This window comes from Flavobacterium aciduliphilum, from assembly GCF_003268855.1.
GTDB lineage: Bacteria > Bacteroidota > Bacteroidia > Flavobacteriales > Flavobacteriaceae > Flavobacterium > Flavobacterium aciduliphilum.
This window is the reverse complement of the sequence record NZ_QLSZ01000001.1, coordinates 319,423-335,957: the sequence shown is the minus strand read 5'-3', so window position 1 is coordinate 335,957 and position 16,535 is coordinate 319,423. Positions and strand designations below refer to the sequence as shown.

The 16,535-nt window shown below is 36.0% G+C and carries 13 protein-coding genes; all 13 read left to right on the top strand.

All coding sequences use genetic code 11. The features are described 5' to 3' along the window. The first annotated feature begins 14 nt into the window (after positions 1-14). The 13 genes from CLV55_RS01595 to CLV55_RS01535 all read left to right on the top strand — a co-directional run bounded on the left by CLV55_RS01595 (position 15) and on the right by CLV55_RS01535 (position 16,305). Positions 15-1,925, top strand: coding sequence for a LysM peptidoglycan-binding domain-containing protein (locus CLV55_RS01595; RefSeq protein WP_112111984.1), 1,911 nt, complete (start codon positions 15-17; stop codon positions 1,923-1,925). After that, the gene (locus CLV55_RS01590) at positions 1,925-2,329 is read left to right on the top strand and encodes an OsmC family protein (RefSeq protein WP_112111983.1); all 405 of its coding nucleotides are present in this window, start codon (positions 1,925-1,927) and stop codon (positions 2,327-2,329) included. The genes CLV55_RS01595 and CLV55_RS01590 overlap by 1 nt, the downstream gene beginning before the upstream one ends. 50 nt (positions 2,330-2,379) lie before the next feature. Continuing rightward, a complete protein-coding gene (locus tag CLV55_RS01585) occupies positions 2,380-2,616 on the top strand; it encodes a DUF3820 family protein (protein WP_112111982.1) in 237 nt (78 codons plus the stop codon). 128 nt (positions 2,617-2,744) lie between these two features. After that, complete coding sequence (locus CLV55_RS01580; protein WP_112111981.1) at positions 2,745-4,355, top strand: CTP synthase; 1,611 nt, start codon at positions 2,745-2,747, stop codon at positions 4,353-4,355. Positions 4,356-4,393: 38 nt separating this feature from the next. After that, complete coding sequence (gene yidC, locus CLV55_RS01575; protein WP_112111980.1) at positions 4,394-6,283, top strand: membrane protein insertase YidC; 1,890 nt, start codon at positions 4,394-4,396, stop codon at positions 6,281-6,283. A gap of 85 nt (positions 6,284-6,368) precedes the next feature. Continuing rightward, positions 6,369-7,082: a toxin-antitoxin system YwqK family antitoxin gene (locus tag CLV55_RS01570; RefSeq protein ID WP_112111979.1), complete on the top strand. Its 714-nt coding sequence runs from the start codon at positions 6,369-6,371 to the stop codon at positions 7,080-7,082. 95 nt (positions 7,083-7,177) lie between these two features. After that, complete coding sequence (gene mnmA / locus CLV55_RS01565; RefSeq protein WP_112111978.1) at positions 7,178-8,365, top strand: tRNA 2-thiouridine(34) synthase MnmA; 1,188 nt, start codon at positions 7,178-7,180, stop codon at positions 8,363-8,365. Positions 8,366-8,390: 25 nt separating this feature from the next. Further along, positions 8,391-10,004, top strand: coding sequence for a S8 family serine peptidase (locus CLV55_RS01560; RefSeq protein WP_112111977.1), 1,614 nt, complete (start codon positions 8,391-8,393; stop codon positions 10,002-10,004). Positions 10,005-10,015: 11 nt separating this feature from the next. Next, on the top strand, positions 10,016-10,954 hold the full coding sequence (locus CLV55_RS01555) for an NAD(P)H-dependent flavin oxidoreductase (RefSeq protein WP_112111976.1): 939 nt from the start codon (positions 10,016-10,018) through the stop codon (positions 10,952-10,954). Beyond that, positions 10,951-12,561: an alkaline phosphatase PafA gene (gene pafA, locus CLV55_RS01550; protein WP_112111975.1), complete on the top strand. Its 1,611-nt coding sequence runs from the start codon at positions 10,951-10,953 to the stop codon at positions 12,559-12,561. The genes CLV55_RS01555 and pafA overlap by 4 nt, the downstream gene beginning before the upstream one ends. Positions 12,562-12,723: 162 nt before the next feature. Beyond that, positions 12,724-13,662, top strand: a complete 939-nt coding sequence (locus CLV55_RS01545; protein ID WP_112111974.1) for a hypothetical protein — start codon at positions 12,724-12,726, stop codon at positions 13,660-13,662. Between the two features lie 369 nt (positions 13,663-14,031). Next, positions 14,032-14,841, top strand: a complete 810-nt coding sequence (locus tag CLV55_RS01540; protein WP_112111973.1) for an alpha/beta hydrolase family protein — start codon at positions 14,032-14,034, stop codon at positions 14,839-14,841. Between the two features lie 720 nt (positions 14,842-15,561). Continuing rightward, complete coding sequence (locus CLV55_RS01535) at positions 15,562-16,305, top strand: DUF6261 family protein (protein WP_112111972.1); 744 nt, start codon at positions 15,562-15,564, stop codon at positions 16,303-16,305. Positions 16,306-16,535: the final 230 nt, after the last annotated feature.

The following is a 16,535-nucleotide window of genomic DNA, read 5'->3' as shown; positions in this document are numbered from 1 at the left end:
GTAATTTAATAATTATGTTTAAAAGAATTATTTACCTTGTAATATTGGTTTTTACAACTACTGTTTTGGCACAGAGTTATACCAAACACACAGTAGCCAAAGGGGAAACGATTGTACTAATCGCACAGAAATATAAAGTTACGCCTTTTGATATTTACAAGTTAAATCCAGATGCTAAAAATGGCGTTCAACCCAACATGATTTTATTAATTCCAAAAAATGATACGTCCAATACGAAACCCATTATTACCTCAAAAAATAAAGGAGTCATTCATGAAGTATTGGCAGGAGAAACAGCATATAGCATCGCTAAAAAATATGGAGTCACTGTAGAAGAACTGCACGATTGGAACCCTGAAATTGGGAATGCTTTGCCTTTAGGATATAAACTCATGATTCAAGGTGTGACCAAAACGTCATTAAAAAAGCCGGTAGTAAAAGAACAACAATCGCAAAAGGATACAGATTTATATACCGTTGTTGAAGGAGACACAAAATACAGTTTGGCAAAAAAATTTGGTATAACGATTGAAGAATTAGAACTTCAAAATCCAATAATAAAAGAGGGATTACCTTTAGGAACTCAATTGAATATTAGTAAAAAAGATAATCCAAATCGGATTACAGAGGAGTTAAAACCTAATAGTCAATCTTCCGATTTATTCGAATATAAGGTGAAATCTGGAGATACCCTATATAGTTTGACTCATCTTTTTAATTTATCTGAAAGCGCCTTGATCGCGCTCAATCCAAGTTTGAAAGAAGGAGTACAAGAAGGAATGGTTTTAAAAGTTCCTGCTAACATCCTCTTAACAAAGGAATCGAAAAATAAAAATAAAGATTTAACGAAAACGCTTTCTACTCAAAGTCGGAAAAAACTAGCATTATTTTTACCTTTTAATGTATCAAAAATAGAAAATGATTCCCTTACTTCAATAGGGGAGCGTTTGAAAAAAGACAAATTTTTAAACCTAACGCTCGATTTTTATTCGGGTGCTTTAATGGCTATTGACTCGGCCAAGGTATTAGGTATAAATGTTGACGTCAAAGTCTTTGATTCGGAAGAAACCAAAAATACGACAAATGCTTTGAATATTATAGCGAGTGAAAATTTTACAAATGTAGATGCGGTAATAGGCCCCTTTTATCAAGTAAATGTCGAAAAAGTAGCGACAGCTTTGGAGAATAAAAACATTCCTGTGATTTCTCCGCTATCTAAAGATGAAGGTAGAAGTGTATCTAACTTGTACCAATCCATGCCTCAAAATGAGACTATTCGAAAAGCAATGTTTGAGTATATGCATGCAAAGAATGGAAGCATCATTGCAGTAATTGATCCAAAAAAAGGGGCTTTAAAACAATACATTCACGACAATCAAAAAGAGGTTAAAATAGTCGGATTTTCTGATAAAGGATTTGTTTCCGATAGTATTAAAAAATATTTGGTAAAAGATAGAATGAATTATGTGATTTTGGGCTCCGAAAAAACAGGAACAGTTCTTGCTTTTGTCAAAGCGTTACAAATTTTTATGAAGGATTATAAAGTCCAAATGGTAATTTTAGAACCCAACGAAACCCTTGATTTTGAAGAAATTGATTTGAATAGCCTCACTAAATTAAAGTTGATGTATCCCTCGACAACCCGTGATAATGATACAGAAGAGGCGCAACAATTTGAAATCGCCTACAAAAAGAAAAATCGAATTTTCCCCAATCAATATGCGGTACGAGGATTTGATGTGACGTTCGATACCTTGTTGCGCATGTCGCAAAGTTCATCATTACAAGAATCTTTGGAACAAGATGCTACCGAACAAGTAGAAGGAAAATTTGATTATGCCAAAAGAATTTCAGGAGGGTATACCAACAACGGAATTTATATTCTCTATTACGACGAAGATTTAACGATAAAACAAGCACAATAATGGCAACATCGAAAGTAACCTACCTAGGCGATTTACGCACAACTTCCATACATTTACAATCGGGAATTGAAAGTATTACTGACGCTCCAAAAGACAACAACGGAAAAGGAGCAGCGTTTTCTCCTACCGATATGGTAGCTAATTCTTTAGCAACCTGCATGCTCACGGTAATGGGAATTAAAGCTCGAGACTTGGAGGTAGATTTTTCAGGGTCAACTGCTGAAGTAACTAAAATCATGGCTACAGATCCTCGAAGAATTTCAGAAATTCATATCACTTTTCAAATGAATTTAGCTGCCGATGAAAAAACGAAAACCATTTTAGAACGAACTGCAATGACTTGTCCAGTATTCTATAGTTTACATCCAGATATTAAAAAAGAGATTGTTTTTAATTGGAAATAATACTTGCGGACTTTGTGAAAAACCTTTGCGCGCTTTGCGGTTAAATAAAGATGGACGACCAACAAAGACAGCTTATCAAATTGGCTCACACTAAAATGCCTTTCGGGAAGTACGAGGGCAAGTATCTCATTGACTTACCCGAATATTATTTGGTCTGGATTCAAAATAATCGACTCCCAAAAGGTGTTCTAGGCGAACAACTCAAACTTGTATATGAATTAAAGTTAAATGGATTGGAGGAACTTATTCGCAACATCAAAAAGCAATACCCTCAAAAAGAGGATTAGATTTTAGCTTTTAATAGCCCTCTTTTTTTCTTAAATCTAATGTTAGAACCATCAAAAAATCCGATTTAAGTTGTACTTTTGCAACGTTTTTACAAGAACATACAACAACACAACAACACACAAAAACAATGAATCAAACAAAATACATTTTTGTTACGGGCGGTGTGACTTCTTCCTTGGGAAAAGGAATTATCGCGGCGTCTTTAGCAAAATTATTACAAGCGCGAGGGTACCGCACGACCATTCAAAAATTTGATCCTTACATTAATGTCGATCCAGGGACATTAAACCCCTACGAACATGGTGAATGTTTTGTAACCGATGATGGAGCAGAAACCGATTTGGATTTGGGGCACTATGAGCGTTTTTTGAACGTACCCACCTCTCAAGCCAATAATGTGACCACGGGAAGAATTTATCTTTCTGTAATTGAAAAAGAACGTCGAGGTGAATTTTTAGGAAAAACGGTTCAAGTAGTACCTCATATCACCAACGAAATTAAAGAGCGTATGCAATTGCTCGGAAAATCGGGTAAGTTTGATATTGTGATTACAGAAATTGGAGGTACGGTAGGGGATATCGAATCATTACCCTACATCGAATCGGTCCGTCAGTTGGTGTGGGAATTGGGAGAACACAACAGTATTGTGATTCATCTGACACTGGTACCGTATTTGTCGGCTGCTGGAGAATTGAAAACTAAACCTACCCAACATTCTGTAAAAACGTTGATGGAAAGCGGGATTAAAGCCGATATTTTGGTGTGTAGAACCGAACATGAATTGTCGGACGACTTGCGTCAAAAGTTAGCCTTATTCTGTAATGTGAAGCGTGAAGCGGTCATTCAATCAATAGATGCTTCAACGATTTATGAAGTACCCAATCTCATGCTCAAAGAAGGATTAGACACTGTCGCGTTGGAAAAGTTAGCCCTCCCTGAAAAATCGACACCCGATTTACAACAATGGAATGATTTTTTACAACGCCTAAAACATCCAAAACATACTATCAATGTTGGATTGGTTGGTAAATATGTAGAATTACAAGATTCTTATAAATCTATTTTAGAGGCGTTTATTCACGCTGGAGCGGTTCATGAGACCAAAGTAAATGTCATTAGCATTCATTCCGAACATCTTGATAATGATACCGTGGCACATCATTTAAAAGATATTGACGGGATTCTTGTTGCACCTGGTTTTGGAGAACGCGGCATAGAAGGAAAAATAGCTACCGTAAAATATGCCCGAGAACACCAGATTCCTTTTTTTGGGATCTGTTTGGGAATGCAAATGGCTGTTATAGAATATGCCAGAACGGTTTTAGGATATCAAGACGCCAATTCCACAGAAATGAATCCAAACACGTCTTATCCTGTAATTGATTTAATGGAACAGCAAAAAACAATTACAGACAAAGGCGGTACGATGCGTTTGGGAAGTTGGAAATGTCAATTAAAATCAGGAAGTTTGGCACATAAAATTTATGGGACATTAGCTATAGAAGAACGCCATCGTCATCGTTATGAGTACAATTCGAAATATGCTACAGCCCTCGAAAAAGGAGGATTAATAAGCTCAGGGATTAACCCTGATACAGGATTGGTGGAAATCATAGAGCTTGAAAACCATCCGTTTTTTATTGGTGTTCAATACCATCCAGAATATAAAAGTACAGTTGCCCAACCACAGCCAATTTTTGTTAGCTTTGTGGCGGCAATGGTGAAAAATAAAAAATGAGTCACACAATTGCGACCGAAGTTTAAAATGTAACACGAATGGAACAAAAGAAAATTGACAAAAATTCAATAATTGGAATAACATTGATTGTTTTGATTTTTGTTTGGATGACGATCAACAATCAAAAAGAAGCTGAAAAAGAACGCATCTTAAAAGCTAAACAAGAAGCCGTAAACAAAGCTAAAAAAGCGCTTGACAATAAGTCGAAAGAAGTAGCCGCTGTTGTAAAAGATTCAACAGTAAGCGATACTCTAAAAATGAAAGCACTTCAAAATACGTTGGGTGGTTTTGCTTATTCAGCTACCTTACCTTCTGCTAAAGATGCTGTCACAACTATAGAAAACGACCTAGTAAAATTAACCATCGCTAACAAAGGAGGGTATATTGCTAGCGCCGTTTTGAAAAAATACGAAAAATTTAAAAAAGGGTCAGGTAAATTAGTAGAGTTGATTAAAAACAACAATGCAAGTTTAAATTTGACACTGCAAACGAAGGACAATCGTGTTTTAAGTACAAAAGACATGTATTTTGAGCCTACCCTAACAACAGTAGATGGTAATCAAGTTGTTTCTATGAAATTAAAGGCTTCTGATCAAGCTTATTTAGAATATAAATATGTACTGAAGCCAAATGATTACATGCTTGATTTTGATGTACGCTCTCAAGGATTGCAAAGCGTACTCAATACTTCAAAACCCATCAATTTAGAATGGGATTTAAAAACCTATCGAAATGAGAAAAGTGTGTCTTATGAGAATCAAAATGCGGAAGCTTATTTTGAATATAATGATGGCAAAATTGATTATGTAGGACAAGGAAAAGATAAAGAAGAAAATCCAACAAAAACTACGTTTATTGCCTACAAACAACATTTCTTTTCTTCTATTTTAATGACGTCAACACCATTTGAAACGACTAAAATTCACTCCGCTTCTCTGGTAAATGATGTAAAAAAAGATACGGTATTCATCAAACAATTTAAATCGACTATGCCGTTGGCCTTTCGAAATGGAGAAGTTGATTACAAAATGAATTGGTATTATGGGCCAACCGATTATAAAACGTTAGGAAAATATGAAGGAAAAAATTTAGATAAAATTATTCCTTTAGGATGGGGAATCTTTGGTTGGATCAATCGATTGATTTTTATTCCGTTGTTCGGATTCTTAGGAGGATTTATGTCTTTTGGATTGGCAATTATTATTTTTACTATTATCATAAAGATTGCAATGTCTCCTATTACATTCAAGTCTTTCTTGTCTCAAGCGAAGATGAAAGTATTGCGTCCAGAGATTTCTGAAATCGCTGAAAAAATAAAAGACCCAGTAAAAAGACAACAAGAAACTATGAAGTTGTATAACAAAGCAGGAGTAAATCCAATGGCAGGATGTATACCCGCTTTAATTCAAATGCCATTTTTGATGGCGTCGTTCCGATTCTTCCCATCGGCTTTCGAATTGAGACAGCAACCGTTTTTGTGGGCAGACGATTTGTCTTCTTTTGACCAAATCTTTAAGTTGCCGTTTAATATTCCGATGTATGGTGATCACGTGAGTTTATTCCCGATTTTGGCTGCGATTGCAATTTTCTTCTACATGAAAATGACATCGGGCGACAACCAAATGGCACAACCCCAACAAGAAGGAATGCCAGATATGACCAAAATGATGAAAATGATGATTTACATTTCACCATTGATGATGTTAATTTTCTTCAATAATTATGGCTCAGGATTGAGTTTGTATAACTTTATGTCCAATTTAATTACAATTGGAATCATGTTAGTCATCAAAAAATATTTTATTGACAGTGATAAAATTCACGCGCAAATTCAAGAAAACAAAACAAAACCTGTTAAGGAAGGCAAATTCCAGAAAAAGCTCAGAGAAGCTATGGAACAAGCTGAGGCTCAAAAAAACAGAAAATAAAACCAAAAGGCCGTCAGTAATGATGGCTTTTGTTTTATAAAACAATAATGAATTAAAAATTGAGTTATCTAACAAAATACATTGTATGAAATATATTATTTTAGGACTGTTTATCCCTATAATTTCTATTGCACAAGACATTAATAAGCTTGATGTCGATGGGAAAAAAGATGGGATTTGGAAAGGGGTTTATGAAGAATCTAAACGGCCACGATATGAAGGGACTTTTGTTCACGGTAAGGAAACAGGAATGTTTAAATTTTTTGACGATACCAAAGCAGGAACTGTGATTGCCACAAGAGAATTTAATCCAAAAGACAATTCTTGTTATACTATTTTTTACAATCAAAAAGGGAATAAAGTAAGTGAAGGAAAGTTGGTTAATAAATTGTATGAAGGCGAATGGAAATACTACCATGAAGATTCCAAGCAGATAATGACGTTGGAACTTTACAGCAATGGCAAACTTAACGGCTTGCGAAAAGTGTATTACCCCAGTGGTAAAATAGCTGAGGAGGCTAATTATATGGATGGAAAACGGGACGGGATTTATAAAAAATACACCGAAACGGGAGTAATACTTGAAGAGAGCCTCTATAAAAATGGGGAATTTGATGGATTAGCCATTTTTAAAAGTCCAGAAAATAAAGTCGTGGCTAAAGGAATGTTTATAAAAGGCAAAAAAGAAGGCATTTGGGAAATGATTAATGAAAAAGGGGTTCTATTAAAAACCAACATGTCTAAACAAAAAGTTAGAAAGTTTATCAAAAAGCCCATTACGAGACCAGAAGACCGATAAAAAATAAGAAACCCAATTTTAAAAGTATATGTTTCCCTCAAAGCATATACTTTTTTTTATTATTTGATGTAATTTTGCAAATAAATAATTGAGTCATGAAACGTGTTGTAGTTGGACTTTCTGGAGGGGTTGATTCGAGTATAGCAGCCTATCTTTTAAAAGAGCAAGGGTATGATGTCATAGGTCTTTTTATGAAAAATTGGCACGATGAGTCGGTAACCATTTCTTCGGAATGTCCATGGTTGGAAGACAGTAACGATGCCCTTTTGGTAGCAGAAAAGCTAGGAATTCCTTTTCAAACTATCGATTTGAGTGAGCAATACAAAGAGAAAATCGTTGACTATATGTTCAACGAATATGAAAAAGGACGTACTCCTAATCCGGATGTGTTATGCAATCGCGAAATCAAATTTGATGTATTTATGAAAATCGCATTGAGTTTGGGAGCTGATTATGTTGCCACTGGTCACTATTGCAGAAAAGGCGAAATTGAAGTCGACGGAAAACCTGTATACCAATTGTTGGCTGGAAAAGATGGGAATAAAGATCAATCTTATTTTTTATGTCAATTAGCTCAAGAACAATTAGCAAAAGCCCTATTTCCTATAGGAGCGTTAACCAAACCTGAAGTTAGAGAAATCGCTACTCGAATGGAATTGGTTACCGCCGAGAAGAAAGACTCGCAAGGGCTTTGTTTTATTGGAAAAGTAAGGTTACCCGAATTTCTGCAACAACAATTACAGCCTAAAGAGGGATTTATCTATGAAATTCCAGCTTCGTGTGAAAAATACCAACAAAAGCTCCCTACTTTTAATTCAAAAGAAGAAGCGTTGCAGTTTGAAGCCACTCCAATTCAATATACTCCAGCCGATGGAAAAAAAGTAGGCACCCATCAAGGGGCACATTATTATACCATTGGGCAAAGAAAAGGACTTAATGTGGGTGGAACAAAAGAACCGTTGTTTATCATTGCGACCGACATAGCCACCAACGCTATTTATACAGGACAAGGGCATTTGCATCTAGGATTATACAGAAGAACATTGCGGGTACAACCTTCAGAGGTGCATTGGATACGTCAAGATTTAAGACTTGAAAATGGGCAAACACTAGAAGTACGTGCACGTATTCGATACCGTCAAGAACTTCAAAAAGCCACGTTATACCAATTTGAAAGTGGATTGTATGTGCAGTTTGATGAGCCTCAATCGGCGATAACTGAGGGACAATTCGTAGCATGGAATATTGGAGAAGAATTGGTTGGGTCTGGAGTAATTTCGTAATTTAGCAGTTCTTAAAAGTTTTAATATGAGAAAAATAGTTGTCATTGTAGTTTTAGGACTGGTTCAAATGGTTTGGGCTCAAGAAGACGCTTGGGTGTATTTTAATGACAAGCCTAATGTACAAGCTTTTTTTGATAATCCGTTGGGCGAATTAAGTCAGCGAGCGCTCGACAGAAGACAAGCCCAAGGTATGGCTCTAAACGATACCGATGCTCCCATCGAATCGTCTTATATTACACAGTTGGCCACGGCACCAGGAGTTACGATAATGGCACAGTCAAAATGGTTCAATTGCGTGCATGTTCGAGGAGCGTATTCTGATATTCAAAACGTATTGACTTTTCCTTTTGTCCATCATATTCATTATGCTGATAATTCATTAAATCTAAAAATGGCCACTCACGTCCCTAGTGTCAAACCGTTTCATAAAACTATGGAAGTGCAAACGAGTTTCAATTATGGCAATTCGGCCAACCAAATTGAAATGATGAACGGACAATATTTGCATCAGGCCAACGATACAGGAAGTGGAAAAATTATTGCCGTATTAGATGCTGGATTTATAGGTGTAAATACGATTAGTCCGTTTAGCAGAATGTTTACACAAGGACACTATTTAGGGGGGTATAATTTTGTAGCAGGAACTACAGACGTTTTTTCTACACACAATCACGGCACCATGACATTGTCTTGTATGGCAGGTTATGTTGACGGACAATTGGTAGGGACAGCACCTGATGCCGATTATTATTTATACATAACAGAAGATGTGAATAGTGAAAATCCCGTAGAAGAAAGTTACTGGGTTCAAGCCGCAGAACAAGCTGATAGAGTGGGAGCCGATATTATTTCGACTTCTTTAGGTTATTTTGCCTTTGATAATCCAAACTATGGGCATACTTATGCCGACATGACGGGAAATGAAGCGTTTGCGTCTAAAGGAGCCAATATGGCTTTTAGCAAAGGAATGATTGTGGTTGCAAGTGCAGGAAATGATGGTGGATCTGATGAACCACATATAGGGGTTCCTGCTGAAGCGACTCACGTTTTAGCTGTAGGAGCGGTAGACAGTGTCCGAAATTATGCTCCATTTAGCTCGGTAGGACCTAGTTATGATGGACGCATCAAACCCGATGTCATGGCAAAAGGATATGCTACAACTGTATCTGACACTTCAGGAAACATCATGACTGCGAGTGGAACTTCGTTTTCGTGTCCCGTTATGGCTGGAATGATTGCAAGTTTTTGGCAAGCTGTACCACAATTATCCAATCAACAAGTAATTGATTTTGTAAAACAATCGGCCGATAGGTACTCCAATCCCGATACTTTATATGGCTATGGTATTCCTAATTTTCAACAAGCCCTAACAACAGCTTTGTTGACTGTATCAGAACAACACGAAACCAATTCATTTCTAATAACTCCTAACCCAGCAGAGCATGACATTACCGTTTCATGGCCCGAAGAAATTAGTGCCGCAACTTTCACATGCTACAATACTCTTGGCCAATTAGTATATCAAGAAACCCTCACAACACAGCGCACGATTGCTGTTGATTCTTGGAATACAGGGGTTTATTTATACAAAATTGAAAGTGCAAGAAGCACACAGACGGGTAAAATTATAAAAAAATAAAGCACACCTCTATGAACAAAATCACACAACTTTTCAAAATACAATATCCTATTATTCAAGGCGGAATGATTTGGAATAGTGGTTATAAACTCGCAAGTGCGGTGAGTAATGCAGGCGGTCTTGGATTAATAGGTGCGGGGTCAATGTATCCCGATGTTTTACGCGAACATATTCAAAAATGCAAGAAAGCCACCGATAAACCCTTCGGAGTAAACATTCCTATGTTGTATCCCAATGTGGAAGAAATCATCAACATTATCATTGAAGAGGGCGTGAAGATTGTTTTTACTTCTGCGGGAAATCCGAAAACATGGACGTCATTTTTAAAAGAAAAAGGCATCACAGTAGTGCATGTAGTGAGCAGTTCTAAATTTGCTTTAAAAGCCCAAGAAGCGGGTGTAGATGCCGTAGTTGCCGAAGGCTTTGAAGCCGGGGGACACAACGGACGAGAGGAAACCACCACCTTCACGTTACTTCCAATGGTAAAAGAAAAAATAAACATTCCTCTTATTGCTGCGGGAGGTATTGCTACGGGACGAGGCATGCTAGCAGCCCTAGTTTTGGGAGCTGATGGGGTGCAAATGGGAAGCCGTTTTGTAGCCTCTGTAGAAAGTTCGGCACATGAAAATTTTAAGAACACCGTACTAGAAACAGGTGAGGGGGATACGCAATTGACTTTAAAAGAACTAGCGCCTGTGCGATTGATTAAAAATAAATTCTATAATGATGTGCAAGCCTTATACGCTCAATGTCCGTCGAAAGAAGATTTAGAGTCCCTTTTAGGAAAACGCCGCGCCAAACGAGGCATGTTTGAAGGCGATTTGGTAGAAGGCGAATTGGAAATAGGTCAAATAGCTGGATTAATCCACGAAATCAAACCAGTAGAGGATATCATCAAAGAAATTATCGCCGAATTTGAATTAGCAAAACAACAAATCAGTAGTTTATGAAAAAAATGGTTAGCTTTCTTTTGTTGGCGTGTGTGTGGGTCAACCAAGCACAAGAACGTCCCAAATTGGTCGTAGGCATCGTAGTCGACCAAATGAAAATGGAGTACCTATACCGTTTTTCGAACGATTTTTCCGATAAAGGATTCAAGCGATTGATCGAAGACGGCTATGTTTTTCATAATGTGCATTACAACTATATGCCTACTTATACAGGACCGGGTCATGCTTCCATATATACGGGTACTACGCCTGCCATACATGGTATTGTGGGCAATGAATGGTTTAGTAGAAAACTAGGAAAAGAAAGGTATTGTACCGATGATGCTTCCGTGCAAACCGTGGGAGACGGCACAAAAGCAGAAGGGGAGATGTCGCCCAAGAACCTCTTAGCGACCACCATTACAGATGAACTGCGCTTAGCCACCAATTTTAGAGGAAAGGTTATAGGAGTAAGCCTAAAAGACCGAGGGGCTATTCTTCCCGCAGGACATTTTGCCAATGGGGCATTTTGGTACAGCAAGACAGGTGCCTTCATTTCTAGTACGTTTTATGGCGCAACGTTGCCCGATTGGGTGACCCAATTCAATGCAGAAAAGCATTATATGACCTACATCAATCAAGGTTGGGATTTATTAAAACCCGCGGCAACTTATGACGAAAGTTTGCCCGACGACAATCCCTATGAAAGCAAGTTATATGGCGCTAAACCTGTCTTTCCCTACAACCTAAAAGAGATGTATGAGAAAAACGATGCTGGCATTCTGCGTGCCACACCTTTTGGAAACGATTTATTAGAAGAATTTGCAAAAAAAGCTATCGAGAAGGAAGATTTAGGAAAAGATGCTACTACCGATTTTCTTACGGTAAGTTTTTCGTCTACCGATTACGTGGGGCATACATTAGGACCCCGATCTATGGAATTGCAAGATACGTATCTGCGCTTGGATGCCACACTAGCCGATTTTTTAAACTATTTAGATACTACGGTGGGCAAAGGAAATTATTTGGTTTTTCTTACGGCCGACCATGCTGGGGCAGAAAACGCTCAATTCTTAAACGACAAAAAATACAATGTGACCCACATAGACCCCAAAGACATTCGTGCCTCTTTAAAGAAATTTTCTACTGATACTTTTGGGGAAGATGTGGTGCTGAATTACTCCAACTTTAACCTCTTTTTTAATAAAGAACTCCTCAAAACTAAAGGCTTAGAGTTGCCTAAAGTAAAACAAGCATTCAAAGACTTTTTATATACCCAAGACCAAGTAAAACGGGTCTATACCGAAGAAGAAATTCTGGGGGCTACGGGCAATGATTTTTATTTAAACGCCCTTGCCAAAGGGTATGACCCCACGCAAGATGGCGATATGGTTGTTTTAGACCAACCCGGTTATATTGAATATGGCGCTACCGGAACCTCACACGGAACTCCTTACAGCTATGACACCCATGTGCCCTTGCTTTTTTATGGCTGGCAAATTAAAAAAGGAGCAACCCACGATCGTAAAGAAATTACGCAAATCGCGCCCACATTGGCTCAAAAACTCAAAATTACGTTTCCCAACGGAACCGAAGCAAAGGTTTTGATGGAGGTTTTGGAGAAGTAGAACTATAATAGTTTGGAGTATAGATTGAGCAGATTTAGACTAGATCCAAAGACCTTGTTTAGTTATTCTATGACACGAAGAGGACAAAAAAGGAAAATGTAAAAAAAAAATCTTCAAATAACATTATAGCAAACAAGCTATAATCAATTTTACTATTTAACTATGAAAAAAATATTCTTGTTTGTTTTATTTGTATCAATTTCTTTTACAATATACGGGCAGAATTTTATCCCTTTAGATAAAGATACTAATGAATTTATAGAAAATGTTAATTTTACGCTTTTTTTGAAAAACAAGGTAGTCTTTAAAGGGATTACTGAAAATGAGAGAGCTACAAATTTAAATATTGGTGTTGAATTTGACTCTATTAATTTATCAAGAGTTGATTATCAAACGCTAGGAATAACAAAACAAAAAATTAATTCAAGCTTATTTTTATCCAAGAAGATAATATCTCTTGATGAAATAGTAGTAGGGTCAAAAAAAAGCAATGAAATTGTTTTGGGAGAAACAAACAGATTTGTCAATAGACAGAGTAAGCCAATAAATAAAGATTTAATTTATGGAGTGATTTTTAAAAATGATTTGACAAAAAAAGTACAAATAAATAAAATGGTATTTTATATCAATAAAATAACCTACAAAACTAGATATAAAATCAATTTTTTTGAAGTTACTGAAACATCTCCACAAAAAGGGCAACAATTTTTACAGATTGGAAATGTATTATCTTCCTCGGATACATTATTGATATATCCTAATAAAAAAAAGAGAATAGAAGTAGATATAAATTCTGAAATTTACCTTACACCTAATAAACCTTTATTTGTTTCTGTTCAATTAATAAATTATGAAGATGAAAAGAATAAAATAATAAATCCTGATGAAGATAAAAAAACTAATATAGAATTTCAATTGTCTAATAAAACTGATTATTATTCAAAAGGGATAAATTATATAACAAAAGAAATGACACCAGATTTAATTAATGTTAATAGGTTAATCAATTACGATTTTGCAAATAGCTTTTTTAAAAAACCACACAAAAGTACTCTCGTTTCACCTAGTTTTTTACTTTATACAAAAAAAACAGAGGATTAAAAAACTAAATAATCCGACGAAGCAAATTTACAATTCGTTCCCATACTACTACACAAATACATTCTGAACAATGCTAAAATGAAAACAAAACAAGAATGTGGCAGTAGTTGTAAACGAAAGAAATAGCTAAAAAAAAAGGTGTATATTTTATATAAATTCAAGTTAACTGTAATATTATGAAGACCACAATTTACATATTGACAATATTTATGGCTTCCCAAGTTCTTGCTCAAAAAAATAAAGCTGAAGACTTTGGTTTTAGACATTTTCAGACAATTTACAAAGGTGACACAGTTGACATCTTGATAAAATCAAAGAAAGGAGATGAACTAAAAAAAAAAGCCAATTTTTCTATTTTGTCAAGGTAGTTTGCCTCAACCACTCATTAAAAAATACGGAGATAAAACATATAGTGTTTTCCCATTTAAAACAGACAGCTTAGAAATTGATTATCACATTGCAATAATTAGTAAGCCATTTATTCCAATGGTTGTTGATGCAAAAACATTAGGGCGCAATTTCGTTTATGAAGACCCGAAAACAGGAAAAATTCCAAAAGAGTATTCAAGCCGGAATCTCCTTGATTATTATGTAGAACGAAACTTGAAAGTAATTGATTATTTAGAAAAATTTCCCTTTGTTGACAATTCTAAATTAGTGTTAGCAGGGCATTCAGAAGGAAGCACAATTGCTGCAAAACTAGCACTTAAGAGTAAAAGGGTAACAAAACTTATTTATTCCAGTGGTTGCCCATTAGGCAGAATAATGGCAATGATAGGCCAAGATAGAGCAACAGAAACCGACACTGACAGCACAAGATATGGAGAAAGCGAATTTGATTATTGGGAACAAGTTGTAAAGGACAAAAGTAATATGGACGATACAAACGGAGATACTTACAAAGCAACGTATGATTTCTCTATTCCGCCAATTCAATATTTAGAAAAATTGACAATTCCAGTTTTGATTTGTTATGGCACTAAAGACTGGAGTGCACCTTTTAATGATTATCTACGCGTTGAAATGTTACGACAGAATAAAAAAAACTTTACATTCAAAGCCTACATTGGACTTGATCATAATTTTTTTCCGTTGACAACAACTGGACAACCAAATTATAACATATTCAATTGGGACAAAGTAGCTAATGAATGGTGGATATGGACAAAGCAGAAATAAAAACTACCCAAAGCCTATACGCAAATCCCATTGCGTTCCTCATTGGTAAATAACCCAAAAAAGACCATCAGTATCAACATGCCCCAAATGAAGACTAACTTTTTTTGGGCATATTTAATAGAGTAGTTTTTTTATTGCCAAACTTGTTTTTACAAATCTAAGACGCTTATTTTTAATCTTCTCGACGCCTTTTTGTGTCAAACCTTAAAAATACCTATGTTAAAAAAAAACTCAAAAAATACCTACAAATAGGGATTTTTTTTTCTTCTTAAATCCGTATATGCCCTTTTTTAAAATATCAGTATTTAAAGGGGGTGTGAGGTTTTTGTCAGACGTTTTTGTTTTGGGCTACTTTGTTAATAATTAGTCTTAAATTCCTATTATTCTGCTTGTTAAAATTTTATTTGGTTTTTACATTTGTAAAGCAAGTGACTTCGATAGACAAAAAAAGGGTCTTGTTATAGTACTTTGACAGCGCTTTGACACATTCGGGAAGTATCATACTACTTTGACAATTCTTTGCCACATTCGGGAGAATATCATAGTATTTTGGCAAGCCTTTGCTACGTTCAGGAAAGTGTCATAGTACTTTGACAAGCCTTTGCCACGTTCGGGAGCCTATTGTAGTAGTTTGACAAGTTTTTGCCACATTCGGGAAAACGTCAAAGCAGTATGTTGACCCCACAAATATTGAGTTTTTAACTTTTAAATAATAATAGTATGAAATTGTATTCTTTTAGTCCATCCAAACTTACGTATTTAGATTCTGGAGAATTTATTGTTCGTTACTTAACTGATGTTACCAACCAAGGGATAGACCTCACGGTAGATCCCGACTTCAAAACACTTCATGATAGTCTTGCTACACAATCACCTGTATTCAATCAGGCTTTAGCTCAAATTAGAGCTCATGCCGAAACCCAAGAACTCCTATTACTCGATCATGCTAGAGATAAAAAACTCAGTACACTTCGCACAGCACTAGCAGTGGCAAGAAATAGCGATACTGCAGCTGTTATAGAAGCCTATGGCAAAATAAAAGTGATTATCAATCAGTATAAAGGCATTGAAAAAGCAAACTATCCCGCCGAGAGTTTGGCATTAACCAATTTAATCACCGATTTGCGTTCTACAATTCATCTTCCTTATGCCAGTTTGTTGGGGCTTGTTCCACATATTGATAATTTAGAAACAGCCAATCAAAATTTTATTGCCAAATTTGATATCCGTTCTACCAATGTGATTTCTACCCAAACGTTTGACACTAAACAATTGCAAAAAAACATTTTAACGACCTATAAGGCATTAACCGAATATGCCGAGGTGATGGCCAAAGTAAAAAATAATACCTATTACAATACGCTAATCACTACCATCAACTACAGCAGACAATATTATGCCACGATTGTAGCGGGGTATGGTAGCGGCAGTAAAACGACTCCGCCTCCTGCACCAACGGCCTAAAAAATAAAAAGGGTGCTAACGAGTACCCTTTTTTAAATACAGTAATAGACCATGACAAGGTTTGCAACACCAAAAAGCATTAGCACTAAAAAACTTTCGACTACTTGACAGGCTTGAAAAAAAAGAAAACAAGAGCAATGCGGTGGGAAACGAATAGCTAGAAATTAATAATAATAGTATTTTTGATAATATATGCAAGTTGGAGGCAATATTACCTTGAATATCAAAAT

Excerpts from the sequence above, each read along its gene's own strand:
- CLV55_RS01585 (WP_112111982.1), top strand. The coding sequence starts at position 2,380 with ATGGACGACCAACAAAGACAGCTTATCAAATTGGCTCACACTAAAATG.
- CLV55_RS01570 (WP_112111979.1), top strand. The coding sequence starts at position 6,369 with ATGAAATATATTATTTTAGGACTGTTTATCCCTATAATTTCTATTGCA.
- CLV55_RS01595 (WP_112111984.1), top strand. The coding sequence starts at position 15 with ATGTTTAAAAGAATTATTTACCTTGTAATATTGGTTTTTACAACTACT.
- yidC (WP_112111980.1), top strand. The coding sequence starts at position 4,394 with ATGGAACAAAAGAAAATTGACAAAAATTCAATAATTGGAATAACATTG.
- CLV55_RS01555 (WP_112111976.1), top strand. The coding sequence starts at position 10,016 with ATGAACAAAATCACACAACTTTTCAAAATACAATATCCTATTATTCAA.
- CLV55_RS01580 (WP_112111981.1), top strand. The coding sequence starts at position 2,745 with ATGAATCAAACAAAATACATTTTTGTTACGGGCGGTGTGACTTCTTCC.
- CLV55_RS01560 (WP_112111977.1), top strand. The coding sequence starts at position 8,391 with ATGAGAAAAATAGTTGTCATTGTAGTTTTAGGACTGGTTCAAATGGTT.
- pafA (WP_112111975.1), top strand. The coding sequence starts at position 10,951 with ATGAAAAAAATGGTTAGCTTTCTTTTGTTGGCGTGTGTGTGGGTCAAC.
- mnmA (WP_112111978.1), top strand. The coding sequence starts at position 7,178 with ATGAAACGTGTTGTAGTTGGACTTTCTGGAGGGGTTGATTCGAGTATA.
- CLV55_RS01590 (WP_112111983.1), top strand. The coding sequence starts at position 1,925 with ATGGCAACATCGAAAGTAACCTACCTAGGCGATTTACGCACAACTTCC.
- CLV55_RS01545 (WP_112111974.1), top strand. The coding sequence starts at position 12,724 with ATGAAAAAAATATTCTTGTTTGTTTTATTTGTATCAATTTCTTTTACA.
- CLV55_RS01535 (WP_112111972.1), top strand. The coding sequence starts at position 15,562 with ATGAAATTGTATTCTTTTAGTCCATCCAAACTTACGTATTTAGATTCT.